The following is a 24566-nucleotide window of genomic DNA, read 5'->3' on the forward strand; positions in this document are numbered from 1 at the left end:
GTCCGATTATCCATTTCCACTAATGAGGGTGTAGATATCCCGTCAGCCTCCTGTGCTATGTTTCAACACTCTACGAGTCCGATTATCCATTTCCACCAAGAAAGCGTGACTTGATAGTGAAAGCGCTATTAACCGGTTTCAACACTCTACGAGTCCGATTATCCATTTCCACCGAAAAAAATACGTTTTTCTCCATAGGAATTTTATATGTGTTTCAACACTCTACGAGTCCGATTATCCATTTCCACTTCTGCAAAAAAACAAACCGTAAAAGTAGAACGTGTAAGTTTCAACACTCTACGAGTCCGATTATCCATTTCCACAGCATCGTGGCATGGTGCCATTGTACAATACTCTGAATATAGTATCAAGCACAAATTTTTGTGTCAAAGTGTACCCTAACCCTTTTTTGACCCGAAAATAGGGTACACTTTTTTTGCCCTCTGTTATAGCGAAAAACGGCCTTTTTTTGCCTATTTTGCCGGGTATTTGTTTAGTGAAATTTTTCAAAAAACTTCTAAGCTCCCCCCTTTTTGGAACTAAAAAAGGGTACACTTTTTTGTTTTCGAGACTATAGCGGAAATATTCTGTTATCATTATATAAATCCTCCACTATATACGAAAATAGCTCTGTAATATTAAAAAATATATTCATTAGGCTCCTTATAAAGATTGGCCTGACCGATTAAAATTAAATTCTTCATGACATCCGTATACAAGGGGTAGATTCGAATCGAGTCCTGTTTTTTAGAAACAATATTTTGCACTGCATTCAGAAGCTCATTGAGTTCCTCATCTTTTTCCAGGCGAATTTCAAAAATAGAATACTGCACACGTATTCCATTCTTCTCCAGAAGTTTCATAAGTTTGGTACGCCTTCGATTTCCTTCTTTATCCGAAGGAATATCATAACAAAATAAATAGGTTTTCTCTGTCATTTTCCTGAAAGTGCTATGACTTCTCCTTTTTCCAGGCAGGTTTTTAACCAGTCTGAAAAGTATATGAGTATATCCTGAATCGTTCCTTTGTGAAAAAGATACTGACGTTCTTCAAAGAGTTCCGTAGAATAGAGTTTTAAAAACGCTTTCTTGGCTTCGGGGTTTAAATAGAAACCTTCTTCTTTTTTCTCAAAATCTTCTTCACTTACAGTTTTTAGATTAAACGCTTTTAAGACAAGCCTATCACAAAAAGCAGGACGCAAAGGCTCTATAATATCACAGGCAAGGCTGATTCTTCCGTATTTTCTTGCATGTAGAAAACCAATAAAGGGTTCAAAGCCCTGTCCTTCGAGATAGGAAGAAATTCGATTGGTAAGTACCACATATAGAAAAGAGAGAAGGGAGTTTCCAAGGTCCTTCGGAGGTTTCTTACTTCTACCCTGAAAAATGTTTTCCTGTTTAAATAGTTTTCCGAAGCATTCAAAGTAAATACGGGCAAAACTTCCTTCCAATCCCAAAAGACCCGGAATATCTTTTGCTGTTTCCAGTTTCTTTCTCCATTTACGAAGTTGTTTCAGTTCATCTTTTAAAGAAAGAGTTTCCGAGTTTTTTACATTATCTTCCAGAAGTCGAATACTTGCCTCAAATTTTTGTGCAATTAAAGCCTTTCCTATTGCAAGACGAAACTCTTCATTTTCGTACTGTTTATATTGCATGAAGCGAAGGTCTATATTTTTCGAAGTAGGAGAAATTAATTGACCTATATAATTACCCGAATGAGTATATAAAGATAAATTAATATTCTTATTCAGCAACTCATGTAAAAGTTGAGTTGAGAATTGAACATTACCAAAAGCATGAATACTATCCACCTTGTGAAAAGGAACAGAACCCATATTTTCCTTATTTTTAGAGATATTCAGCTTATCCCCTTTTTTACTGAGACAGGCATAATCCTCTACGATATAAATATCTGCCATTTAAAAAATCAGGGCAACTTCTTTCGGTTTCCCCTTACTCTCCTTTTTAAAATAATGCTTACTCTCTTCCTGTACTACTTTCTGACATATCTCAAAACGAAAGCAAGGAATAATCTACTTGTCAGGATGTATCAGGTTAAAAAATATAAAAAAGAACAGTGGTATATTTATGCGTTTTATACTTAAATTAAAAAACATTCCCGGAGAAAGAATTCTTCCCATAAACTATCAGTACGAGTTGGCTTCATGGATATATTCTGTCCTGGCACAGGGTGATAAAAATTATGCTAAAAACTTACATAGCAAGAAAGAAAGTGCTTACAAGCTTTTTACCTTTTCCAAATTGAAAACTCCTGAAGTTCAGGTTTATGAAGACAGGTTGATTCTTTTTTCTGAATACTCCAGTTTTGAGATATCTTTCTTAGAAGAAAAAACGGGTAAGACTTTCCTGATAGGTCTTTTTTCGCAGAAAGAATTTAGTATAGGAGATAAAAAGTCTCGTGCTACTTTTAACATAGAAAAACTGGAAGAAAAACCGAAACCAAATTTTACCGATACCATGCGTTTTTATACCCTGTCTCCTATTTGCATTTCCAAACCCGGAAGTAATGGTTTTCCAGACTATCTCGGTCCGGAAGATGAAAACTATGAATCTTATTTTTTAAAGCACCTTATTCATAAATACGAATCCTATCTTTCAAAGGATACGAAAGAAGAGTTATCAGAAACTTTACAATTGAAGGTTCTGGATAAGCCCGTAAGGAAGTTAATCAAGCTGAAGGCTTCTTCTGAAAATGTTCAAAGTGTCAGGGTCTACCAGTTTGCCTTTGAAATCAAAGCAAATGCCGAGATAAATCGCATGGCTTACTATGCAGGATTTGGTGAAAAAAATAGTATGGGTTTCGGTTGTGTGGAAGTGAAGAAAGAAATTTCCTCATGACCAGTATGTTATAGAAAAAAAGAACTTTTTAGTTTCTATTAAGCACAAGAAACTTCTCAAAAACAAAAAGACTTTTCTTTTCTGTGCTACCATCTAAAAGCTGAACTTCCTCACTGTCCCTTTTGGAATGAGAGAACACGAAGTGAATACCTTTTTTGTCTTTCGGGAAGTAGTGGATAAAAACAGTCATAAAAAAGGGACTACCAACAGGAAGATGTACATACAAATCCTCTTTGCACTTTTCTTTCTGAACTAGTATTTCATCAAAAAGTTCATAGGCAAGGTCTATTTGCTCTATCTCTGTAGAAGGACAATTTATAAGTCTTTCATGCAGGGAAGGCTTTATTGTTTTTAACTCCGCTATATTAGCAGAAAGCTCCAGAGCTTTCTTGACTTGCCTTGGATTTAAGCTATGAGCTGTGCAGTTGAGAAACATGGGTTTAGGTTATATGCCTTCTAATTCTCTAAACCATTTAATCAAAGTTGGGAATTGTTAGATATTGTATTGTTCTTAAATCTACCCTCTAAAATAGCAACATTTACAAAATAATATGGCTCGAATTCTCCACTTTCGCTTTTACTTTTATAATCATCTATTAACTTTCTTAAAGCAAAATTTAGCTCAATATCATCGGGTATAGAAGGTAATATATTAGATTGAATATTAGAAATTCTTCTTTTTCTAATAAGTCTTAAGTGTGTAGTATTTAAATTCAGTATTTTTTCTATATCATTTTCGAATCCGTTTGCTTTTACCTCACCTTCAATAGTATAATAAATATTTTCTACATTCTTATTAAGCGGACTAAGTGTTATTTCTTTTTTACCTTTTTTTACTCCACAATGTTGTTCTTCTTTTTCTTTGGCTATACTTATTAGAATTCTATCTCCTTCCTTGATTTCATTTAGATCAATTTTTTGCTTTATTTTATCTATAACCTTATTTGAACATTTCTTCTCTAAGTCTTTAATTATATCATTCAGTTTAACTTGAATTTCTTCAAGGTCTTGTTCTAATAATCCATATTTTTGTGCAATAATAGTTTTATTTTCATCTAATTTTGCTATATGAATAATATCCCTAGAACCGCCTTTACAACATACTAATAAGTTTTCAAAGCTTAGAGCTTTCTTTGGAAATTTAGTTTTAGGCTTAACATGCTCGATTTCATAAGATAAACTTTCATTTGTTACCCTTGAACCGCAGTAACAACAGACAAATCCCTGTATGAGTAATAATTCATTAAGTAAGTCCTTATATGACCTTCCTTCTTTATAATTTCTAAATTTTTTCCATCGCTCTTTATCGATATTTTCATCATCTTTAAATTTATCCTGTTGCTCTTTACTAATATTTTCAAATTTTTCATAATCTTCTAAAAGACCAATAGCTTTCTTATTTTGTTCAAGGGAAATATCTTTATTAATATAGATCATCTTTTGAATAACCTCTTTAATTTTATTTGACTTTCACCTTTCAGAAATTCGGGATGGTCAGAATCTACTCCTGTTTCATTAATCAATGTTTTCTTTATTTTTTCTGCTTTTTCAAAATTATTATCATCAATACTCATGAAATATTCTATAAAACCTTCTTTAACCTTGGGTGGGTAATAAGGATATTTTTCGTTAGGGAACACAACTTCTTCTATAATTTCTTTTATATCTGCTCCATAGGTATTATAATTAGATAATAAATCTTTAATGCTTTTAATTATCCTATCTTTTACGATCTTTACAGAGTCTGGTGTCAATTGGTTTAATACAAAAGGGCTATGCGTACTAACAATAAACTGCACGTTGGGAAATATTTCCGAAAGTAAAGGAATTATATTTCTTTGTGCGGAGGGATGAAGGTAAGAATCTATTTCATCAATAATTACGATTCCTGAACGTTTCAGAAAATCTTTTTCTCCAGAAAAACATTCTCTCATTCTCTCTATAATATATCCGATCATTCCCATCGTTGATTGTTCTCCATCGCTGGCTAATCGAATATCTACACCTTGAGGTGCTATAGGAGTAGTTATATCAATTTCTATTGGTTCTACGTTTACTAATTTTTTAAATTTAATACTATCTGCTTCTCCTAATATTTTTGAAATGGTATCAAAAACTAAAGCTTTTAACTCGGCTGATTCTTTTGATGTTTGATGATTGTTTCTTTCATCATTATCTAAATTTGCCAACCACGCAATTACTGATAACATTTTCTTATCCTGTGTATCATTAATAACAGAAAACAAGTCACTTGCATTTGGTTCGATAAAACCATTTAGCTCCGCAGGTTCCAGAATAGAAGCTTTAGTTCTTGTCTGGTCAAAACCAATAGCCAAATAATTTAAAATAAAACTGGAATCTTTTCCACCTGCAAATCCTAATTTAGACTCAATGCGGAATCCACTCTTCTCTTCTCCATCTTTAACAAAATTAATTATATTTGTGAAAGTTTCTTCACCTATCTTAATCTGTAACTCAATCAATGCTTCATCTACAATTACATATTTACCATTCCGTCCTTTTCGTTTCGGTAATGAATAGATAAGTTTTTCCTTATCTATACCATTATAATTATGTCCGACAAGGCCGAGTGCAATTGCCCGCAGAATAGTAGATTTTCCGGAGCCATTATTTCCAATATATACATTAAAGTTTTCTTCAAAGCCTAATTCCAATTCATCAAATAATCCAATATTTTTTAACTTTAAGTTAATAATTTTTGCATCCTGGACATCGCGTTTGGTTATGTTTCTTAAGAAAATTGAAATGGAATTCTTTAATTCCTCTTCTTTTTTAAACTCTATTGTATTATTTTTATATTCTTTTAAAAGTTTCTCTTTTACTTTTTTACTGGACTCGTATTTTTTTAAATCGATTTCTTTGATTTCAGGGTCATCTGCAAAAACAAATATCTTAAATGGTATATTATTTTTAATATAAGATTCAATTGATTTAAAAATTAAATTTTTATCTTGAGCTTCATCAACTGTGTGAATAATAATTCCGTGAGTAATCGGATTGTTTTTTATATAATTTGGAATATTGTTTTCTTGTAACTTTTTTTCAATCAAGGATTCGTAATATTCTTTTGTTTTTTCACAATTTAAATAATAACTTACATTTAATTCTCTCATACGTCCATATCCTGCTGATGTTTTTGCTCCAATCCCTTTGTTTTGTAGGCATTCTATCAATAACTGTTCGATTAATATTTTAGGTAACCTTCCAAAAAAACTCCCTTCCTCCAATACTCCATTATATTTCCTATCGACTCCCACGAGAAACTGGAAAGTCGTATTCTCCACAACCGGAAAGGTTACGGGGACGGGATTATAATAATCAGCCGGTGGTTTTTTATTTGTAGTATCCTGGTAATAGTCACCGAAATGTGGATTCATAATGTCCAAGGAAAGATTGGGTGTATGCGTGGGATAAGCGTCAAAGAATGTAAGAATTCCCTTATGCTCTTTCAATTGACTTTCTTTGGGTGAACCAAAGAGAAGGCAGAAACCTTTATCCTTAAAAGCCTTTTTCTCATCACAATTAAAAAACTCTTCAATGATATAACTTCTTAATGTACCCTTGATAGCCGAGCCGGGAATGTAAGGAAAGCCATATACAGGATGAAGAGTAACCGATGTTTCTAATACCGAATGGTCTCCGAGTCCAATAGCCAGTTTCCAGGAAGTCGTAAGAAGGATACGAAAAATGTTTTCTTTCTGAAATATAGTTTCCGCATTTTCATATTGTCTTTTATTGAATTTTGTAAAGTCAAATGAATCCTTCTTTCCTCTTAGATAAGGAAATTTATCCGTTCCCTTGAGTTTAAAAAACTCATTTCTATTAAAGTTGAAATCTCTTAAACGATGAAACCAGAGATAGGTGTTTTCTATAGAATAGTTTGACTCTTTTAATACTCGAACCGTATCTCTGGGTAGAAGATAAGGAGAGGAATTATCTTTATCTACAGGTTTTGTATATTCCGGTGTTTTACCAAAATGCTCCCCTATACTTTCCAAACCCTGTGTTTGTTTTGGTTGTCTATCCTTCGGCATGATCTTTCTCTTGCTTATCTTCTTTGCCTTTGATTAAGCCTTCCGAGAATCTCTTCATCCAACTAAAAAGAGCCAATAGCTCATGGGTAATCGCTCTGTATTCGGGAGTGTCTAATTGAATGATTTGTTTTAAGAGTTCCTGCTCTGTATCAAATGGATAGATACATTTTTTCTCATTATATAAGTATTCACTTACCTGTTTATATAATATACCATAAGCTTTTTCTTTTTTAGCTTTAATAAAACCGATTGTATTTCCCAAACCATTTATTTTAAGCATCATGGGGATTTTTTTACAGTAGGATTTATATTTATCCGCATCTTCTTTCAAATCCCTTTTTGCATCTTCCACACAACGATAGGCATAATCCGCCCGTCCCTGCTCAATTCCTTTCAGACCCTTTTTTTTATCATCTTCACTTATCATTTTTAGCTCCCAAAAATTTGGTTCTGAGTAAACCTTTGCCGGTTGTTGCATTTCCTCCTAATTGAAAAACTGAAGATAAGCCGGTTTGAAAAAACGTTAAAACTTCCTGTGCTTGCTTTTCTTTGCTGTCTTTCTGGAAAATACCTTTTTCCTCATTGAAGATAGGGGAAGCCATTACGAGGGAATACAAAATACTTTCCTGCGGTAGGTATTCTTCTGTGAATAATTGACCATCTTGAACCGTCCCCGTCTCGTTATTGATTTTGGTTCGGGTGATAACTTCTGTTGAGTGGGTGACAAAATCCCGAAAGTCCTCATCACTTAAGACCACAATATCCGTTTTGAGTTTTTCATCCTGTATAACGTTATTGTAAATCCATTCTGCAAACTTTGCAGCATTTTCATCCTCAGTAAAATCAAAGGTAAATTCTTCTAATATAACTTTCTTTTGTTTATCACAAATAAAGAGAAGTGGAGACTTGTCAGGTACGGTTTCTTTTTTGGGAAGTTCAGGGATGTCTTTAAGTCCTGTCATCTCCATTTCTTCTTTAAAACGTTTCAGCACGCGAGGACAGGTAATATAAGCAAAAACATTTTTCATAGACTTTACCGGAAAGAAAAGGAGGCGAGCATCCGTAAAGCCGAGGGCACCTTCATAATTATTTTCTTCATCTTCCGGACCGAATAAATGAAAGATTACCTGGTTGTATATAATAGCAGATATCTCTTTCTTAGCTTCTTTGAGTCGGAATTTTTTTTGCGATTCAACTTCTTTTCCATCTTTTTTTGATTTCATCATCCAGGGATCATTTAAGTTTGGATATTTTTTTAATAAGTTATCATCTTTTAGTACATAACTATCTTTCTCAATATCACATTTACTTTCAAAACTTTCCCGTAATGCTCCCTTTAAACTGGAAGCTTCCACTTTGGGAAAGTTTGTGTGTTTTTCTCTTTGTATGGGTAAATCAATTACTCCCAGTTCATCACCGCTACCGGCATGAAGGGGAGTCTCGCAGATTAAAAATAAGGGCTTTGCTTCTTTAAACATTTTATTCCTCTTATAAAAATTCTTTGGCAAATACTTTTTGAATCTCTAATATATCCTGAAAAAGTTTTGGAACACAGAAATGGCGGTTTCTGGAGAAGGGTTAGGGAAGATCACAGAATATTCTCCCAGTTGGATTCTTTAATTGAATTTTGTAGCAAGTCTGTGTAATTTACTTTGAGAGACTTTTTAACTAAATCTACATAATAAGCTTTTACTTTAAGCTTCACTTTCCCATCGTATTTCCTGTTTATCCTTGAATTAAAGTTGTCAATTACTTCCCTTACTTTCTCATCCATAGAAATCAGAATCGATTGATCTTTTCCATACCTTGTTCTATGAATGATAAGTAAAAACTCTTCCGGATATTGTCCCTTATTTTTATGGTAGGCTTCTATTCTGGCAAAGATCTTAAAACAATAATCTTTTTGTTTATCGCTTAGATTATACGAAAAACCAACAACTTCTTTAAACGACTTTACTTCACATAATACAGGTTTCCCTTTCTGGTTTTCTAAAAAAAGATCAATATCTCCAACACTTCTATCATTCTTAGAGTTTGTGAATTCTATCTTTTCGTATTCTAATTCATTCGGGTCGTATTCATCACTTAACTTATAATATTCATTAAAGCTTAGTTTACTCTTAGTTCTATACCCCGTCTTTTTAACATCTTCTTCGTTAAAGTAGCGGTATAAAATATATTCTAAGAACAAACCCAGATTCCCTTTATTTATCTCTGACCTTTCTTCTATATATCTGGACAATAGTTGTCCTATAATTGAAACCTGATATTTCTTTTCAGGATCTGTTTCGTTTTTGTTTTCTACAATCAACTGAAGTTCAACTAGTTCCTTCATTAATTCAGAATTCGTCACATACTCTTTTAAACCTTCTTTACTGATATAGGAAGAAAAAGCTTCTACAACATCCCAATTAAAACTGATAGGCAGCTTTCCGGGGATAGTAATTAACGCATCACTGTCTTCATAAATATATTTTAAATCCCAATTTTCTATCTGTCCGATGATCGTCATAATAGGGTTTAAAGCCTTATAACCACCTGTAGTATTCAGTATAAATTTATCCTGTGTTTCTCCATTCGGAAAATAGCTGTATTTAATTTCCTCAATTCGATTAATTAAACCTAAAAACCCTTTTTCATTAAAAGTATTAAAATCATCTACCTGCAGACCTCCTATCACATCTTTTTGAGAATCAAATTGGATACTCACATTTTCTAATTTCTCCTGAATAATCTCTGCTGCTAAGCGGGAAAGGATAGTTTCTGTGACTATGAGATAAACTTTTTCAATTTTTATTTCGTCCTTTATCTTTAAAATACTTTTTATTTCAGCAGAACAATCATGAATGTCTTCTTTTTTCTCATTCATCCATTCTATAATATATTCTTTTAAATTATTAATATTCTCTTTTTCGTCATCCCAATCTTTGTAATCTGTATTATCTTTTAGATATTCTATTTCAGCCGGAACATCATATTCATTATCCATTCTGTATTTTGCAAAATTCTCAAAAAGAGAAGTTCCTACTGTAGTGATTAGTATTTTATTTGCCATTCTTAACCTCTCCTATATCTGCTAGAAAACTCATTCCATATCCCTGCAATTGATCTTCCTCAGAACATAGATTTGCTTTTCCGTGATAGGTTTCAATCAATTCCTGTTTCCTCTCTTCTGAAAACTGATTGCTTTCAAAGAAAAAGACCGAACCTGCCGGATACGCTTTTCTTAACGGTTTTGGTTTTTTATCGCGAATATCAAAACCACCTATGTACTGGACTTTATTTATAATTTTGCAAATTGCTTTATCTAAAAATTCTTCATTCCTAATAAATGTAGGAGTGAGTAAGACTAATTTAAAATACTGCTTATTTAACCTGGGTTTTGTCTCGTTCCAATAAAAAGGTAAACTCTCTATAGTTTTATAAAAAGCAAGCTTTGCTTCTCCTCCCAGCTTTAGATATCCGGAAGAATCCGGTAAGTTAAGCCCTGAAATTGCTACAATTAAAGACAGATCGGATTCTTTATTCTCTCCTTCCCATCGTATAAAATCCGTCCTGTATAATTTTCCTTCTTCCGAACTCCGACTTATATTATCTCTACCTATTCCTATTTTTGCTTCATTCATTGTTATAGAATCAAAAGGAACAATACCAGAAACTTTAGATTCATTCTTTATGCTTCCAAGAATATATTTCTTTAAGTTTAATTCGAAAAAGGCATTTTCTATAACTTCGCTAATGTCCTTTTGATCACCCGGTGTTATGTATTTCTTACCTTTCAATGCTTCACTTTTAAAATCTGAGAGTGAATTTAAAATATAATTATCAATTTTGTTATTTTTTTTTATCTTACAAATATCTGCCGGTAAGGGAATTAAAAAACCTGCTTTATTTCCTTTTTTATAATAGATAGATTCTATTTTCAATTTTTCTGTTTTTTTTCTTATCTCAGCTAGTGATATATTTCCTTCATTAAAAAAACTGGCTCTTATAGCACCATAAATCACAGAAGGATTTGGTGGAAACATCTCCTGTGCTGTTGTTTCATCCCCCATAGTAAAAGGAGCAGAGTTTCTAAAAAATACCGGGTCTAATGGTTTAATTTCTAAACATTGCATTAGCTTATTTTCCTTATCATGAAATCGATAATATTTAGAGTTATTAAGTAATGCTTCAGACTGGATGTTCTAGTTGATAGAAGCATATTCAGAAAACTATACATTTCTTCTATATTCTTTTCTTTCTTTTCTTTATTTTCTCTATTACCCAGATAGGCACGTTTTAACAATCTTTTCAGTTCAGCTCGAACATGTTCCTGATTGAAATATTTCCCATTTTTCTCATATAGAAGCGAAAACTCCCGGCTTAGCACTTTAACAAAATTTGAAGAGAATTGTTTATCATAAAAATGTTTATAAATCTTTTGAATAGGCTTTAAAACATTTTTCTTCTCCCCCCATTTCCAGACCGCTTCCTGTCTCTCCCCGGAGTGTTTCAACACCGATATGGCAAAAGCATTTTTTCCATCTACTGATTTGGCTCTTTTCTCTGCTTTTCGTACCTGTCCGAGAACTACAGAGAGAGGGATTTTATAGTGTGCAATTACAATTCCTGCTGAAAAGGTCAGCTCTTTTTTTAAAGAATAGATTTTTTTGATCTTTTGAAATACCATTAATTTAAACTTGATTCTTAAATTTCGCATAACCTCAAACAGGTGAACTAAGTTAATAAAGCCCAAAAAATCCTCACCACCAGCATAGACTGTTCTGCCCCTGTTTTCGGAATCCAAATAATTTTTTGCATAGCTTGCAAACTCACCCAGACATTGAGACACATACTTATGAAACTCCTGAAACTCTTCACCTTCCGGTTTTTCTTCTAAGGTCTCTCCCGATAGAAAGGCGCCCATACTATCACCATCAAAAAGAATCATGGCATAGTATTTATGAAGCTGTTTAAAACCTGTATTTTCCTTGATACACTTTTCAAGATCTTTTCTTTCATTCTGAAGAGAGGAAAGCTTTTCGAGGAAATTAGAATATCCATTTTTTCTAAAATACTCTTCTGTTAGATTTTCTTCATATAATAATTGATGATTTTCTATTGATTCATCAAATTTTTTGAAGTAATTATTTATTTTACAAAGGGTGCCTACATTTGTATTATTTATTTGCTCCATCAAAGCAATTCCGGCAGTAGAAGAAAAGTGCTCGTTGTTATACATCCTCTTATAATAGCTGACAGCCGAAAGCCCTTCACCGGGTTGAAGTTTTTTAGAACTGTTTTCATAGGCAAATATCTCTACACTATCTTTTTCTTGGAATAACTTATTGTTATAAAGCTTTCTTTCATCATTCTCTGTCTCTGTTTTTCTATAAAACTTTACATTATACTTTCCATCGAGAGCACATTTTCTTCCTGTCTCTGAAAAGTATGAAACTTCACGTTGCATTTTCATAGCAGAGTGTTCTCTCTCTATAGTCCAGAACAATTCATGGTAATTCTCTTTGGAATATTCAAGGAGATTCCAGTTAATTTGAAAGTGATCTTTAAATTGTTTGATACTATCCTCTGTAAGCTGTTCTCCAAGTGTTTTGTTAGCTTTGCCTATCAGTAGTGTTTCTGTAATATAGTTTTTTAGCTGTATTCCATATTCCATAGGATTATCTGTTTGCACAATTGCTAATAAACGGTTGGGTTTAGATGATAAACTCTGTTCAGGAAAGATTATCAGGTCTTTATTAATAAAATCAGAATTCTTATTTACACCATCTATCAAATCTGATAAAATCTGGCTTCCGTTAAATAGATCTACAGTTTTTCTGGAAGCTTCGATAAAACTTTGGACGGGTGAAATCGATAATAATAACAGGTATTCTTTCATTAAACTTCTTCTAAAAACTCTTTCTCTTTCTTATTCAGAGCCTTTTCTATAAATTCATTACAAACTAAATGAAAATTATGATTGGCTCTCTGGTGGTCCGGCATATCTTTAATATTTTTCCCTCTGGCATTCATTACAAATAAGTTCTTATTACTTAATTCTACACTTTTATCTACAAAATAAGAGGGTAAAAACAGCATATAACCTGCAAACTGATTCCCTTCTTTTCTAATATTCATGAAAAAAGGTTTGGCGTGTCTATCCAATACTCTTTCATAGGGTTTTGCCTGCTGTAAGGGAGAAGCAATATAAACGCGCTTCTGAAACTTCCACTTTGTGCCTTCTGTTTGAAGTCTTGCTTTGCGATAGACCTCAGCTATTTCTTTAAATGCCTCTTCCCATTTATCATATAATTTCCTTGTCTTGAAAAGCCTGGCATTTGCGGAGAAGTGAGAATACTTTCCTTCTTCTCCTTTTCTGAGAGCAGAAATTCCCACGTAGTCCACTTCTTTAGCATCTATTCTATTTATCTTAAAAGAACCCAGTGCATTTCGGCTTCTCTGTCCGATGCCTCCGAAAGTAGAGAATAAGCGCATACAATATATCAATTCTTTTCTGACAGTATCAACTTCCAGTTTCTGGTGCTTGATTCTACCTTCTGAAAGAGTCAGTAGAATAGAAAAATTACTTCCTACAGAATAATACTCATGAAAACCTTTGTGAAAGTCATAAGTTCCATAGGCCATGTATTTTAAGAGATCGGTCTTCTTTGTTTTATAATCATCGTAGTAATCCGGATGCCATTCGGGTTTTAAAACAGGAAGATGGTTTTTTGATAGAACCTGAAGCCCCTTATCCTGGACTTCAACAGTGAAACAACTCTTTGCAGGCTCATAATCAACTCGCCTGCCATCTTCTCTATAGGAAAGCTTCTCTGTCCCCCCGAATAGCTTCGCTTCTTCGGTTTTAAGCTTATCAAGAGGCCAGTCCCCGTGCATGGCTCTCCACCAGAACCTGAGTCCTCCCTTTATCGCGGGTGGCCGTAGTTCTACTTCCTGCGGATTCGCACCGCCGCAGAACATAGGGGTAATCACTTCACAGTCGAAAGTAATGGTTTTTTGCACGTAAGTCTCTCCCTCAAAGCAAAACTATTCATTTCTTTCTTTTTGTAAACATATATTTCATATTTTGGCTGTTTTCTCCTTTCATTGGATTATTTAAAAGATAGAAATGCAATATACAGGGAAGTTCTTTTTAGATTGAGCTAAAAAAAAGACCGGATTGTCTCCGGGTCGTGACTACAATCCCCCGTACCCCCACGTTAAAACGTGGGCTTAAGAGAAAGCTTCTTCTAATACATGAGATATGGTAGCAAACGTAAGGAACGGTCGTGACCGTTCCATTTCCGGGCTAATAACCCGATGACGTGGCTCAAACCCACGCCCTCGGGAAAGGCTCTATTATCCGAATCCTCTTGTAATATAAGAATGACCTTAATAAAAAGTCTTCCCTTCTTTGTAGAAAAGCTTTTCTTATCGGGCTATACTTCGACTCGCCGTTGGCTCGCTCACAGACTGTGTGAAAAGTGAGCAAAAAAAAACCTGTAGATATTGACGAACTCGGTTCTTACTAAAAAAACTAAAAACCAATCATTCCAAATTGGTTTTTAGTAAATAAATTTACTATAAGTCATAAAAGAGAGAAAATTCATTGCTATCCATCAAATAAAAATCTATTATTCCTACTATTTTGCATTTACAGCATCTATAAAAGCCCTTATTCCCAGAATATTTATGACTCTTTTAAAATTATAAGCAAAACATATGAAACTAAATTCGGCCTGAACGCTTCTAATTCCTTTTTGTATAAAGTAAGTGAACCCCAAATTTCTCTTTATAGTGCCAAATGGGTGTTCCACAATCTCCTTACGTTTACGAATTAGCTTTTTATTTTCCTCGTTCCCCATCTCTTTTTTAAAATCATCCATTGTCTCTCGGTTTATCGAGACCCGAATAGTTCGTCCAGTTTTACTATTGGTACATTTTGCTCTATGAAAACAATCTTTACATTCCTTACATTTATACTCATTTACATAAATCCCGTATGACGTCTGTCTTGGATTTTCATTTTGTCTATTTAATTCTTTTCCTGCCGGACATACGTATATATCCCGCTCTTTATCATAAACAAAATCCTGGATTTCATATCCTTTTGCAGGAAGTTTATCAGGATTACTTTTACATTCACGCTTATTATTACTATCCAGTGCAGATTTGGTATCTGGTACTATAATATTTATCCCCGATTTATCTTTATTATTCATTATTTCTTTTTCACTAAAATATCCGGAATCCATTACTGCATTTGTCTCATTTTCTATTTTAAGTTCTTCTTTTATCGACTGGACTTTTTCAATCATAGGAGTCATTTGTTCCAGGTCATTTGACTTTTGCGATACATCATTTGCAATAATCAACTTATTTGTATTATCCACTGCAGTTTGGGCATTATATCCAGGACGAATTTTTCCTTTGTCACTTTGAAATCTTGAATCTGTGTCGTTAGCAAAATAGACCTGTAGTTCCGGGTCGTTTTCAAATAATTCCCGAATCCCTTTCACTTTATCATTGTATTTCGTTAGTCTTTTTAGTTTATTTAATACATCCCTGGCTTCATCTCCATCTTTAAGATTTAGTTCATTTGCTTCGGAAATATCATTCAATTCTAATTCCTCCAAATATTCCTGTATTTTGGATTTTATATTTTGCTCGATATTTTCAATACGCTCTCTTTTAAATACATTATTTTGTCCGTTCTGTGCTCTTAGCTTCGTTCCATCAATTCCAACTATTGAAAGAGTTAGTAGATTCATTTTCTTGCAAAAGAATAAAAACTCTTTGAAGATATTTTTTATTCCATCTTTATTATTTTTTCGAAAATCAGCTATTGTCTTAAAATCCGGGGCGAGATTCTTTGTTAACCACCTAAGTTCCTGGTTTCTATTACATTCCTTCTCTAATTTTCTGCTACTTCGGATTCGTTCTATATATCCGTATAAATATATTTTTAGTAAATCATGTGGATTATATGGTGGTTTACCTGTTTCTAACTTTGGAATTTTAAAACCCAATTTTTTAAGATCGAGATTATCAACATAGGCATCAATAACCCTTACCGGACTATCTTCTTTTATGACGTTATCCAAACATTCACTGTATAATACTATCTGTTCTCGAGAAGTTCCTTGTATATAATTCATAGCTGCACCTATAACTCTTTATCGTTATAAGGAAATTTTCTATATACATTACATTCCTGACAAACAAAAAATATTCAATAACGAGACTTTTCACACAGTCTGTCAGTAGCCGGTTGAATTGAAGCAACGCAAAAGGAGATCGCCGGCTGAGCGATGACGTAAGTCTGAGCCGAAGCCAAGGGGCCGGGGGATAGGTAAAAAGCTGACCGCTGACCCGCTGATTGCTGGCAGCTAAACAGTCCGATTAATTTTCCAGCTAACAGCTATTTTACACTCTACGAGTCCGATTATCCATTTCCACTGAAGAATCGACAAGAGAAGGCTGAATTTACCCTGTTAAGTTTCAACACTCTACGAGTCCGATTATCCATTTCCACCAAAGAAGAGGGCTGATTTATATATAAGAAGAACGAAAGGTTTCAACACTCTACGAGTCCGATTATCCATTTCCACAGCATCGTGGCATGGTGCCATTGTACAATACTCTGAATATAGTATCAAGCACAAATTTTTGTGTCAAAGTGTACCCTAACCCTTTTTTGACCCGAAAATAGGGTACACTTTTTTCGCCCTCTGTTATAGCGAAAAACGGCCTTTTTTTACCCATTTTTGTAAGTATTTGTTTAGTAAAAGTTTTCAAAAAACTTCTAACCTCCCCCCTTTTTGGAACTAAAAAAGGGTACACTTTTTTGTTTTCGAGACTATAGCAGAAATATTCTGTTATCATAATATAAACCCTCTACTATATACGAAAATAGCTCTGTAATATTATAATTTTCATTTATACGTTTTCTTTAGAGTTTCGATTAAGCTTTTTATGAGAACTAAGAGTTTGGGGTCTTTTCTGACTTCCTGAAAAAGCTCCTCTTCTTCTTTTGTTAGAGAATCTTTACTTCCAACATCGAACATTTGACCCTCACCTTTTACTAACCAATCAAGACTTATTCCATATTCCTTATTGAGTCGGTAAATTATTTCAACTGGTAGTGTCTTTACCTTTCCATTCACAATATCACTAATAGTGGATTGGGAAATACTAAATTCTTTTGCAAAACCCCTTTGTGTCACTTTTAAATAATTAAATAACTCGTTGTAGTTTTCTTTTTTCATTTTATTGATAGAAAAATCGATATTTTACTTGATTTTAATCTATATATCTATATATAATGACTATATCACCAATCTAAGTTTTCTGCAAGTAAGACCTCTCGGTCAAGTACTTAGTAGTGAGCTTGGAAATTTAAGGAGCATAGTTATGCAACACTACGAAGTAGAAGCCACGGTCGCCGAGGATGGAACCCTCACCACCAAGCTACCGCAGGCTGTAGAACCCGGAACTTACACAGTCGTTGTAGTTTTCGAGGATGAACCCAATGTAAACGAAGAAGAACGCAGGACTGAACTTGAAATCCGCTTAAAGCGTATGGAAGAAAACCCTCATCCCGGTTTTTCAAGGGAAGAAGTGGAAAGAGATTTGAATGGGAGTCTTCAGGGGGTTTCTCATGGAAAATGAAGACAAAAAAGGAGAGAGCTATCGGTTTGAACCGGAAGCCAAGAAGGATTTGGAAGACTCCTTTCTCTGGTATGAAAAGCAGAAGAAAGGTTTGGGTTTAGAGTTTGCTAATGAGGTTTTTGATACAGCCGAAAAGCTGGGAAAAAAGATGGGAGAGAGCACTGTAGAGACGCATAGCAATACATCTCCTTCGGTAAAGAAAACAAAGCTAAAGCGTTTTCCTTTCTCCCTCTACTATGTTCTCAAAGAAACCCTGATTTCGATAGTAGCTGTCTGGCATGACAGGAGAAACCCGGAGTCTTTGAAAAACAGAAAATAAAATAAATAATCTACCCTTCGACGCGCTTCGCTTGCTCAGGGGTCGCTCTGCGCTGGCTGAGAGAGTGAAACGAGCCGAAGTCAAGCACAGGGCGATGCCCTTTTTTTCCAGCCGGATGTGGTTGCTGAGCATGCGCACAGCGTCCGGCTGAAGGGAATACCGAAGTCAAGCTACAGACAAAAATTATTCGGTCTAATAGAAAGTAAGTTTAAAAATATAGAATAAGGGTAGCAAGCGTAAGCTTTTCTTATCGGGCTATACTTCAACTCGCCGTTGGCTCGCGGTTCGTAGAGTAGCCGAAGGGCAGTAGCCGCCCGCCGGCTGAGCGATGACGTAAGTCTGAGTCGAAGCCAAGCACCCTTTTTTTTCAAGTCTTTTCTTTGAATTAGAATGAAGAGTATGTTTCACTAAATCATTTAGCTTACATATTAATCGTTACTCACCATAAATAAACTCCATTTCTTAGTTTTTTCATCCTTTTCAAAAACAAAAAGATATCCTAAATTTACTAAGTTTTTATATTCTTCCGGTTTTTCAGGGTCAATCTCTTCCGGCTTTAATTCATTTTTATCTAACATTTCCTTGAGCCTTTTTCTTGCGGGCGAATAGGTTGGAAATGACTCAGTTCCATATCTACCGGTCGCAAGTACGCAACCTGTTATAGATACCAATGCATCTAAATTTTTTTCTTTAATAGCAGAGTTTGCAAATTTTATTGCTTCATCCATAGAACCAAATTCTTTCTTCTGTACATTATCCTTAGAGCAATGCTCGATTTCTACAAGTTGGTATTCAATATCAGAATCAAACGAATCTAAAATATCATACCTATTAAAAGAACTCGTTTTTTCTTTAGCTAAATCAATTTTTGACCTTTTCAGGTTCGCTTCTTTAAAGAGTTTCAACGCTTCTTCTTTGGATGATTTTTTAACCTCTTTAGCTTTTTTGAAAAGACTCGTAGCCGCTTCATAATTTTTAAGATTGTCTTTATCTCCAAAAAATTCTCCAGAATCTAAATTTTCATTTGAATCAGAAGGTTCATCTCCTAAAAATCCTCCAAAAACCCAAGCATCTTGCTTGTTATAATTAACCTTTGTCCATCTACCGGTTGCCCCGGAAATAGTTAATACCTCCTTAGATTCCTCAATTATCTTTACTTTAGATTTAAAAGGAATTAATCCAAGTTTTTTACCGGATGTTGAAGGTTTACTTCTCATAATCAAACCACTTTTGGGAGTAACATATTTGAATACAGTTTGATTATCAGAAGAAGTGGTCCTGGAATCGATTGACTTGCTTTCTTTGCAATTTGTAGAAAACAAAGAAACAAATATGAATATGCTTACTAAAATAATATTCTTCATTTAATATCCTTCTATTTATTCTTTTAGGAAAATCTCCAATGTATTTATAATAGAACTTCTATAAAGAGTCAAGCTCCAGATGAAACCGGACTTTTAAAAGCTTAAAAAAGGTGAAATCTCACGTCCATAGCTCAATGACTGTGGCACATTATAATTTTAGCAGAAGAATTTTTGAATATCCGAAAAACAGAAAATAAAATAAATGACCTATCTTCAAGGGTGTTGCCGGCTGAGCGATGACTTAAGTCTGAGCCGAAGCATAAAAAATTTTTCCAAATAAGCTTCGGGAAGTTCAGAAATACGAGAAATGAATTTCAACTCAGCTCCTTCTTTCTTTAAATTTATCGCAGTCCTGAGTTTACTTTTATGCTCTGCTTTTTCTGCGCGTTTTCGCTCTTTCTCAATTTCTTTCTGAGCAAAGAAGCGTTCCTGTTCTCTGCCCTCCTGTATACTTTTCTCCCGGATTCCGAATTCTTCAGCTAATTCCCAGACTCTTTCTTCTATAGCAGTCATATCTTTTCCCATCTCCTTTAGTATAGACTCAACTTCTTCTCTGTAAAGTTGCTTCGATACTAAATTTATTGCAAAAGCAATAAATTTCACTCAGCAACCGTATTGGATTCTCGGCGGCTGAGTGAAATATTTTGTGAAAACAAAATATTTTGTATCGAAGCCAAATATTTGCAAAAACTCCAGTTCTCGGTCAGAGTTTTTGTCCAGTTCTGAAACTACGATACAGTGTATCTTTGTAATCCCCGGAATTTCCATGACATAAAGTCCTCTTTTATTTTCAAAGAAATGATATGCCTCCAAAAATCGCTTTGGCTTCTTTGTCGTGATAAGAGTAAAGCTTAAACATCCCTTTTCTTTTTTCCGCAGGATAAAAGCCGAGATATAATATAAAGTTTTATATATATCCTGTAGTTTTACGCCCTGGCTTTCTGACTTGAACTCGATGATATTGAATTCCTGAAAATAGTTCATTAAGTCGAGGTGTTTACCTATAGGTTTATCGCTTTCAATCACAAGGACATCGAGTTTTCTCGGAAGCCTGTGTAATTCATATTCCGTTTCAACCTTTGCAAACTTTGAGAAAAACGATATGGCTCTTTTCTTAAATACTTCATCAAAGGTTTTTTGGAGTTTTCGTTTGTTCATGTGACCCTCTACTATAAAGGGTTTGAAAATGCACAGAAGGAACAAAAAATTTTTATAGAACAGGAATCGAAACTGGACTTTCGGGATAATTTTTAAGATTTTTTTAAATCCTCCTTAACCCCACGTTGAAACATGGGCTTAAGAGAAAGCATCTTCTAATATTATGATAATCTAACAAGTTACTGTATACCTCTCCCTATCTACCAGAATTAGAAAGCTCTACTTAACCAAATCCCTCTCCGAAACGGAAAGGGATAGACCGGCCTGGTATCAAAACAGCATAGTCCGCCAAATAAGACCTCCCCTGCCCTGTAAATGAGCGAAGCGAGAGAACGAATTAGGGAAGGGGGAAAGAGGGGGATAGGTAAACTTAGTGATTAGTATTTAGATATTAGGGATTAGTAAATTACTAATTCCTATTTCTTAATTTCTAATCGCTTTCCGAAAAAACTTCTCCAGATAGGCTTCCGGGAGTTCGGTCATTTCTGAGATGAAATCTAAAGAGGAGCCTGCACGTTTCATTTTTATCGCAGTCCTGAGTTTACTTTTATGCTCGGCTCTTTTTCGTTCTTTTTCAATTTGTCTCTCGGCCAGCAGGCGTTCCTCTTCCTTTCCTTTTTTGAGTCCTTCCTCGAAAGCATACTCGATAGTGGCTTCGTGGTCTCTTTCTGTTTTCAGGCGCATCTCGTAGTAGTTTCTTGTTTTTCTGTCGAGAGAAATATCCTGAAGAGCTTCAACGGCTTCACGAATCACGGGGTTTTTGATTTTGAGCTTTTTCACGTCCTCTTCCTTTAATTTCTCGGCTTTTTGGATGAGATATATCCAATCTTCTAAATTAGACTCCTGAGTTCCGGATGTATTCAGGAATTTCTTCAATTCTAAAATATGGATTTCGAGGTCTTTCGTCAAGGCTATTTCTCTGCCTTCTGCTTCGAGAACCCGGAAAATCGAATGGTAGTTTTCTGTTTCCAGAAGCTTAAAATTCAAAAAAGAAACGGAATAAACCGGTTTTAAGTCCGAGTATTTCTTTCCTCGAACTATTTGCTGAGAATAAAGCTTTGCCCAGTAATACAGGATTCGTTTTCCATAAAATTTTTGGGGAAAGGCCTGCATTTCGATTCCGAAATATTGTTTGTTTTTATTCTTTGCGTGTATATCCAGAACCGACAACTTATCACTCATAAGGTCTCCGGGAATTTCCGGGTTTAATATTTTTAGCCGGGTAATTTTTTGGTTACCTTCAAAACCGAGAACCGAGTTTAAAAGGTCAGTCAGCAAGTGCGGATACTTTATGCAAAATATCTTAAATACAATATCGCTATGTAAGGGTAGAAGTCCGTTCTGTTTTTCCGTATCTTTCTGTTTCATTTTATGATCTCCTACTATAAAGGGTTTGAAAATGCACAGAAGGAACAAAAATTTTCTATTAAACAGGAACTGAAACTGGACTTTTGGGATAATTTTTAAGATTTTTTTAAATCCTCATTTCCCCGTTTCCCCACGCTAAAGCATGAGCGAAGCGAGAGAACGAATTAGGGAAGGGGGAAAGAGGGGGATAGGTAAAAAACTTATGGGTAAAGAGATGTTGCAACCGGGGGTGGGTTTATGAAACACTTACGAAGTCCTTAATGGGGATCGTTTTTTTGATTAGAATTTATTTTGGAATTTTTCCGAAATTTAAGTCTTAACAATAAGTTACCCATGGAGCAATAGGACATATATCACCTTATGGGAAGTAACTTATTTATAAGCCATAAGATTTTTGGGTAGACATTGGACTTTAAACTTTGAGTAAATTCCTATATACCAATAATAAACCAGAGGAGAAAAAAGAAGTGAAGGAAGAAACACCAACAGAAAAAGCAAAAAAAGGCTTTACGGGGTTGCAGAAAACAATTGCCGGATTGATAGGAGGAGGATTATTAGTAGCAGCTGGATACTTTGTATCTGCAGACAAATCAACCCCAACCAACCCAGCAGGGGACAAACCAGCAGGCACAGAAGATACATCGGACAAAAATCCAAACATCAATAAACCTAGCTCAAACCAAAAAAACAACATAGCAACTCCTAGCGAGCGTAGTAACAAGATACAGAAAAAAGTAACCGACAACAAACTCTACGAAGTAGAACTACAACACTGTGACAGCCCAGATGATAAGGCTTGTAGTATAGGTGGAAGAACGCTAAGGGCTTTAGAAGATTACAATATGCGTACTGCTAAAGCAGTTTTACGCGTTGGTTTGACAGGGGCAGGATTTACTCCAGTACAAGTCACAAGAGCAACAACAGCTATTGGTGGACTTTATGAAAAAGATTATTCAATAACAAAAATTGACCTAGACGGCAATATATTTATTTATAGTACAGAAAAAGACGGTAAGAAATACACCAACAAATTAAATCTAGTAACTAAAGAATATAGTTACACTAAAGATAATTAGAAAGTAAGCGTATCATAAACCCACCCCCGGCAGTGCTTGGCCCGGAGGTAGATTTAAGTTGTGGTTGTTCTGGATTCTTCTTTTTGTTTCTTTGCGATAGCCTGCGGAGTCAAATCTTTCGGATCGAAATTGGGATTTTCCACTATCTCATCAAAAACGGTTTTAAGATATTGGTAAGGATCCAGACCGCATAATTTTGCATTTTCGATCAGAGCATAGTAAATTGCACTTGCCTTTGCTCCCTCAGGGGAAAAGGCAAATAACCAATTCTTTCTTCCCAGTGCAAATGGACGAATGGCATTTTCTACCAGGTTTGTATCAGGTGTTATATTCCCATTATATATAAATATTATTAATTTATCATAATGAGATATAAAATATCTCATTGCTTTATATAGATCACCTGAAGGTTCCATAACCGAGAGTTCACTCGCAATAAAAGCTTTCATTCGTTCCATTATTGGAAGGCTATGTCTTTGCCGTCGCTTTTCGAGTTTATCTTTATTATGGTGTATTTTTAATTGATAATAAGATTCTTCTAATCTATAGAGTCTGTTATATTCCTCTAATATGTGATTTACAGACTTATTATTTTTAATCGATTTATAAATATCAGTAAACTTCCTTCTTGCATGAACATTACAACCGGCATGTTCATCTTCAGAAACAATAGAAGATAAATGTGCATTATAGGTTCCAAGACCATCGGTTTGAATGATTCCCTTGTAGCCAAATAGAAAGTCTTTTAGAAATTTTGCACTTCTCGATTGGTCATAATGAAAATATACTGCTCTCTCAGTCTCGCCTACCAGACCGCTGCGAAAACACCACATCCAGGATAAATTGGTTCCTTTTCTACCCGGCTCACTGACTACCTGTAAGCGAGTTTCATCTATCTGAATAGCATGAGCGAATTGTATTAGTTGTAAAATTTGATTTGTTATTGGCTCAAGCATTTCTGCAATCGTTATAAAATTTCTTGCTATAGTAGCTTTTGAAATACTTACACCTAAACGTTTTAATATATTAGATATTCTGTTTATAGGAAGATGGTCGCAATACTTTTGAACAATCATATATGCCAGACTATCACGATGCAGAATCGCTTTGGGAATAAGCTGAGGAACCGGAGGTTTTGATTTTACACCGGGACGATTTTCATCACCGCTACCTTCGCATTTCTTACAAACATATTGAGGTCGAATCGTCTTCACAACTACAAACTGAGCCGGGATGATCTTCAGCTTTTCAAGAACTTCTGAATGTGCTAAAGCTGTCAGCATACAACCACAGCCACATACCTTTTCGTGTTCTTCGAGGTCAAGAATCACTTCTTCTCTCGGTAAGTTTGGATCCAGGCCGTCTCGCTTTCCGCGCTTTTTTTTCTTCTTTCTATGCTCTTTTACTAAAATAGTTTTCTCTTCATCAACTATTTGTTCTGCTTCGTTGAAGAGTAGTGCCTGTTTTTGTTCTTCAGGTGTCCACTTCTCTGATTTTTTATTATACAACTGGTTTCTGTAATACTCTATTTTCTCATCTTTCAATTTGTTTAGAGATTCAAGAGATTTGATAATCTTAGAATATTCCTGAAGCTTTTCATATTGCTGCTGAATTATTTTATGTGATTCTTTAATGCCTGTTGGAAGTTCGGTAGATTTCATGAATATTACAGATGATATGTTTATTCCCACATACCATCTGTAAAGAATTAT

Annotated in this window: 22 protein-coding genes and 1 CRISPR repeat array (1 of these 23 cut by a window edge); of the genes, 4 read left to right on the plus strand and 18 right to left on the minus strand. The window is 34.6% G+C overall.

What is annotated here, in order from left to right; translation table 11 throughout:
- Positions 1–323: direct repeats of the CRISPR family, unit length 37 nt; unit sequence GTTTCAACACTCTACGAGTCCGATTATCCATTTCCAC; it begins 248 nt to the left of the window's first position.
- Positions 324–638: 315 nt separating this feature from the next.
- Positions 639–938: a CRISPR-associated endonuclease Cas2 gene (cas2, locus tag H7A25_25260; GenBank protein ID MCP5503231.1), complete on the minus strand. Its 300-nt coding sequence runs from the start codon at positions 936–938 to the stop codon at positions 639–641.
- The gene (cas1, locus tag H7A25_25265; protein MCP5503232.1) at positions 935–1918 is read right to left on the minus strand and encodes a CRISPR-associated endonuclease Cas1; all 984 of its coding nucleotides are present in this window, start codon (positions 1916–1918) and stop codon (positions 935–937) included. The genes cas2 and cas1 overlap by 4 nt, the downstream gene beginning before the upstream one ends.
- Before the next feature lie 169 nt (positions 1919–2087).
- Between cas1 and cas6 the strand changes: the two genes are divergently transcribed.
- Positions 2088–2858, plus strand: coding sequence for a CRISPR-associated endoribonuclease Cas6 (gene cas6 / locus H7A25_25270; protein ID MCP5503233.1), 771 nt, complete (start codon positions 2088–2090; stop codon positions 2856–2858).
- A gap of 28 nt (positions 2859–2886) precedes the next feature.
- Here the strand turns inward: cas6 and H7A25_25275 are convergent, their stop codons facing one another.
- From H7A25_25275 to H7A25_25325, 11 genes are all read right to left on the minus strand, one after another.
- Positions 2887–3294 carry a hypothetical protein gene (locus tag H7A25_25275; GenBank protein MCP5503234.1) on the minus strand — a complete coding sequence of 136 codons (408 nt, stop codon included), beginning with the start codon at positions 3292–3294 and terminating at the stop codon, positions 2887–2889.
- A gap of 41 nt (positions 3295–3335) precedes the next feature.
- Positions 3336–4295 carry a hypothetical protein gene (locus H7A25_25280; protein MCP5503235.1) on the minus strand — a complete coding sequence of 320 codons (960 nt, stop codon included), beginning with the start codon at positions 4293–4295 and terminating at the stop codon, positions 3336–3338.
- A complete protein-coding gene (gene cmr6 / locus H7A25_25285) occupies positions 4292–6913 on the minus strand; it encodes a type III-B CRISPR module RAMP protein Cmr6 (GenBank protein MCP5503236.1) in 2622 nt (873 codons plus the stop codon). Before cmr6 ends, H7A25_25280 begins: the two co-directional genes overlap by 4 nt.
- The gene (cmr5, locus tag H7A25_25290; GenBank protein MCP5503237.1) at positions 6900–7340 is read right to left on the minus strand and encodes a type III-B CRISPR module-associated protein Cmr5; all 441 of its coding nucleotides are present in this window, start codon (positions 7338–7340) and stop codon (positions 6900–6902) included. Before cmr5 ends, cmr6 begins: the two co-directional genes overlap by 14 nt.
- Complete coding sequence (cmr4, locus tag H7A25_25295; GenBank protein MCP5503238.1) at positions 7330–8391, minus strand: type III-B CRISPR module RAMP protein Cmr4; 1062 nt, start codon at positions 8389–8391, stop codon at positions 7330–7332. The genes cmr5 and cmr4 overlap by 11 nt, the downstream gene beginning before the upstream one ends.
- A gap of 110 nt (positions 8392–8501) precedes the next feature.
- A complete protein-coding gene (locus H7A25_25300; GenBank protein MCP5503239.1) occupies positions 8502–9968 on the minus strand; it encodes a putative CRISPR-associated protein in 1467 nt (488 codons plus the stop codon).
- Positions 9958–11031, minus strand: a complete 1074-nt coding sequence (cmr3, locus tag H7A25_25305; GenBank protein ID MCP5503240.1) for a type III-B CRISPR module-associated protein Cmr3 — start codon at positions 11029–11031, stop codon at positions 9958–9960. The genes H7A25_25300 and cmr3 overlap by 11 nt, the downstream gene beginning before the upstream one ends.
- A complete protein-coding gene (cas10, locus tag H7A25_25310; GenBank protein MCP5503241.1) occupies positions 11031–12797 on the minus strand; it encodes a type III-B CRISPR-associated protein Cas10/Cmr2 in 1767 nt (588 codons plus the stop codon). Before cas10 ends, cmr3 begins: the two co-directional genes overlap by 1 nt.
- Entirely contained in the window at positions 12797–13921 is a 1125-nt protein-coding gene (gene cmr1, locus H7A25_25315; GenBank protein MCP5503242.1) for a type III-B CRISPR module RAMP protein Cmr1, read from the minus strand. Before cmr1 ends, cas10 begins: the two co-directional genes overlap by 1 nt.
- Before the next feature lie 620 nt (positions 13922–14541).
- Positions 14542–16056, minus strand: a complete 1515-nt coding sequence (locus H7A25_25320) for an IS1182 family transposase (protein ID MCP5503243.1) — start codon at positions 16054–16056, stop codon at positions 14542–14544.
- A 777-nt stretch (positions 16057–16833) separates the two neighbouring features.
- Complete coding sequence (locus tag H7A25_25325) at positions 16834–17166, minus strand: helix-turn-helix transcriptional regulator (GenBank protein MCP5503244.1); 333 nt, start codon at positions 17164–17166, stop codon at positions 16834–16836.
- A 145-nt stretch (positions 17167–17311) separates the two neighbouring features.
- Between H7A25_25325 and H7A25_25330 the strand changes: the two genes are divergently transcribed.
- Positions 17312–17569: a hypothetical protein gene (locus tag H7A25_25330; protein MCP5503245.1), complete on the plus strand. Its 258-nt coding sequence runs from the start codon at positions 17312–17314 to the stop codon at positions 17567–17569.
- Positions 17559–17888: a type II toxin-antitoxin system RelE/ParE family toxin gene (locus H7A25_25335; protein MCP5503246.1), complete on the plus strand. Its 330-nt coding sequence runs from the start codon at positions 17559–17561 to the stop codon at positions 17886–17888. The genes H7A25_25330 and H7A25_25335 overlap by 11 nt, the downstream gene beginning before the upstream one ends.
- A gap of 428 nt (positions 17889–18316) precedes the next feature.
- On the opposite strand, the gene H7A25_25340 is transcribed toward H7A25_25335, so the two are convergent.
- The 4 genes from H7A25_25340 to H7A25_25355 form a co-directional block, all read right to left on the minus strand.
- Positions 18317–19252: an SH3 domain-containing protein gene (locus tag H7A25_25340; GenBank protein MCP5503247.1), complete on the minus strand. Its 936-nt coding sequence runs from the start codon at positions 19250–19252 to the stop codon at positions 18317–18319.
- Between the two features lie 213 nt (positions 19253–19465).
- Positions 19466–19855 (minus strand): hypothetical protein, encoded by a 390-nt coding sequence (locus H7A25_25345; GenBank protein MCP5503248.1) that lies wholly within the window; start codon positions 19853–19855, stop codon positions 19466–19468.
- Entirely contained in the window at positions 19856–20410 is a 555-nt protein-coding gene (locus H7A25_25350) for a hypothetical protein (GenBank protein MCP5503249.1), read from the minus strand.
- Positions 20411–20833: 423 nt separating this feature from the next.
- Positions 20834–21778, minus strand: coding sequence for an Rpn family recombination-promoting nuclease/putative transposase (locus H7A25_25355; protein ID MCP5503250.1), 945 nt, complete (start codon positions 21776–21778; stop codon positions 20834–20836).
- A 419-nt stretch (positions 21779–22197) separates the two neighbouring features.
- Here H7A25_25355 and H7A25_25360 point away from each other — a divergent pair, with 419 nt between their 5' ends.
- On the plus strand, positions 22198–22854 hold the full coding sequence (locus H7A25_25360; protein ID MCP5503251.1) for a hypothetical protein: 657 nt from the start codon (positions 22198–22200) through the stop codon (positions 22852–22854).
- Between the two features lie 53 nt (positions 22855–22907).
- Here the strand turns inward: H7A25_25360 and H7A25_25365 are convergent, their stop codons facing one another.
- Entirely contained in the window at positions 22908–24515 is a 1608-nt protein-coding gene (locus H7A25_25365) for an IS66 family transposase (GenBank protein MCP5503252.1), read from the minus strand.
- Positions 24516–24566 lie beyond the last annotated feature (51 nt).

Source organism: Leptospiraceae bacterium (genome assembly GCA_024233835.1).
GTDB lineage: Bacteria > Spirochaetota > Leptospiria > Leptospirales > Leptospiraceae > JACKPC01.

What these genes read in the sequence shown, in the direction of transcription:
- cas2 (MCP5503231.1), bottom strand. Translation starts at nt 938, where the DNA reads ATGACAGAGAAAACCTATTTATTTTGTTATGATATTCCTTCGGATAAA.
- cas1 (MCP5503232.1), bottom strand. Translation starts at nt 1,918, where the DNA reads ATGGCAGATATTTATATCGTAGAGGATTATGCCTGTCTCAGTAAAAAA.
- cas6 (MCP5503233.1), top strand. Translation starts at nt 2,088, where the DNA reads ATGCGTTTTATACTTAAATTAAAAAACATTCCCGGAGAAAGAATTCTT.
- H7A25_25275 (MCP5503234.1), bottom strand. Translation starts at nt 3,294, where the DNA reads ATGTTTCTCAACTGCACAGCTCATAGCTTAAATCCAAGGCAAGTCAAG.
- H7A25_25280 (MCP5503235.1), bottom strand. Translation starts at nt 4,295, where the DNA reads ATGATCTATATTAATAAAGATATTTCCCTTGAACAAAATAAGAAAGCT.
- cmr6 (MCP5503236.1), bottom strand. Translation starts at nt 6,913, where the DNA reads ATGCCGAAGGATAGACAACCAAAACAAACACAGGGTTTGGAAAGTATA.
- cmr5 (MCP5503237.1), bottom strand. Translation starts at nt 7,340, where the DNA reads ATGATAAGTGAAGATGATAAAAAAAAGGGTCTGAAAGGAATTGAGCAG.
- cmr4 (MCP5503238.1), bottom strand. Translation starts at nt 8,391, where the DNA reads ATGTTTAAAGAAGCAAAGCCCTTATTTTTAATCTGCGAGACTCCCCTT.
- H7A25_25300 (MCP5503239.1), bottom strand. Translation starts at nt 9,968, where the DNA reads ATGGCAAATAAAATACTAATCACTACAGTAGGAACTTCTCTTTTTGAG.
- cmr3 (MCP5503240.1), bottom strand. Translation starts at nt 11,031, where the DNA reads ATGCAATGTTTAGAAATTAAACCATTAGACCCGGTATTTTTTAGAAAC.
- cas10 (MCP5503241.1), bottom strand. Translation starts at nt 12,797, where the DNA reads ATGAAAGAATACCTGTTATTATTATCGATTTCACCCGTCCAAAGTTTT.
- H7A25_25320 (MCP5503243.1), bottom strand. Translation starts at nt 16,056, where the DNA reads ATGAATTATATACAAGGAACTTCTCGAGAACAGATAGTATTATACAGT.
- H7A25_25325 (MCP5503244.1), bottom strand. Translation starts at nt 17,166, where the DNA reads ATGAAAAAAGAAAACTACAACGAGTTATTTAATTATTTAAAAGTGACA.
- H7A25_25330 (MCP5503245.1), top strand. Translation starts at nt 17,312, where the DNA reads ATGCAACACTACGAAGTAGAAGCCACGGTCGCCGAGGATGGAACCCTC.
- H7A25_25335 (MCP5503246.1), top strand. Translation starts at nt 17,559, where the DNA reads ATGGAAAATGAAGACAAAAAAGGAGAGAGCTATCGGTTTGAACCGGAA.
- H7A25_25340 (MCP5503247.1), bottom strand. Translation starts at nt 19,252, where the DNA reads ATGAAGAATATTATTTTAGTAAGCATATTCATATTTGTTTCTTTGTTT.
- H7A25_25350 (MCP5503249.1), bottom strand. Translation starts at nt 20,410, where the DNA reads ATGAACAAACGAAAACTCCAAAAAACCTTTGATGAAGTATTTAAGAAA.
- H7A25_25355 (MCP5503250.1), bottom strand. Translation starts at nt 21,778, where the DNA reads ATGAAACAGAAAGATACGGAAAAACAGAACGGACTTCTACCCTTACAT.
- H7A25_25365 (MCP5503252.1), bottom strand. Translation starts at nt 24,515, where the DNA reads ATGAAATCTACCGAACTTCCAACAGGCATTAAAGAATCACATAAAATA.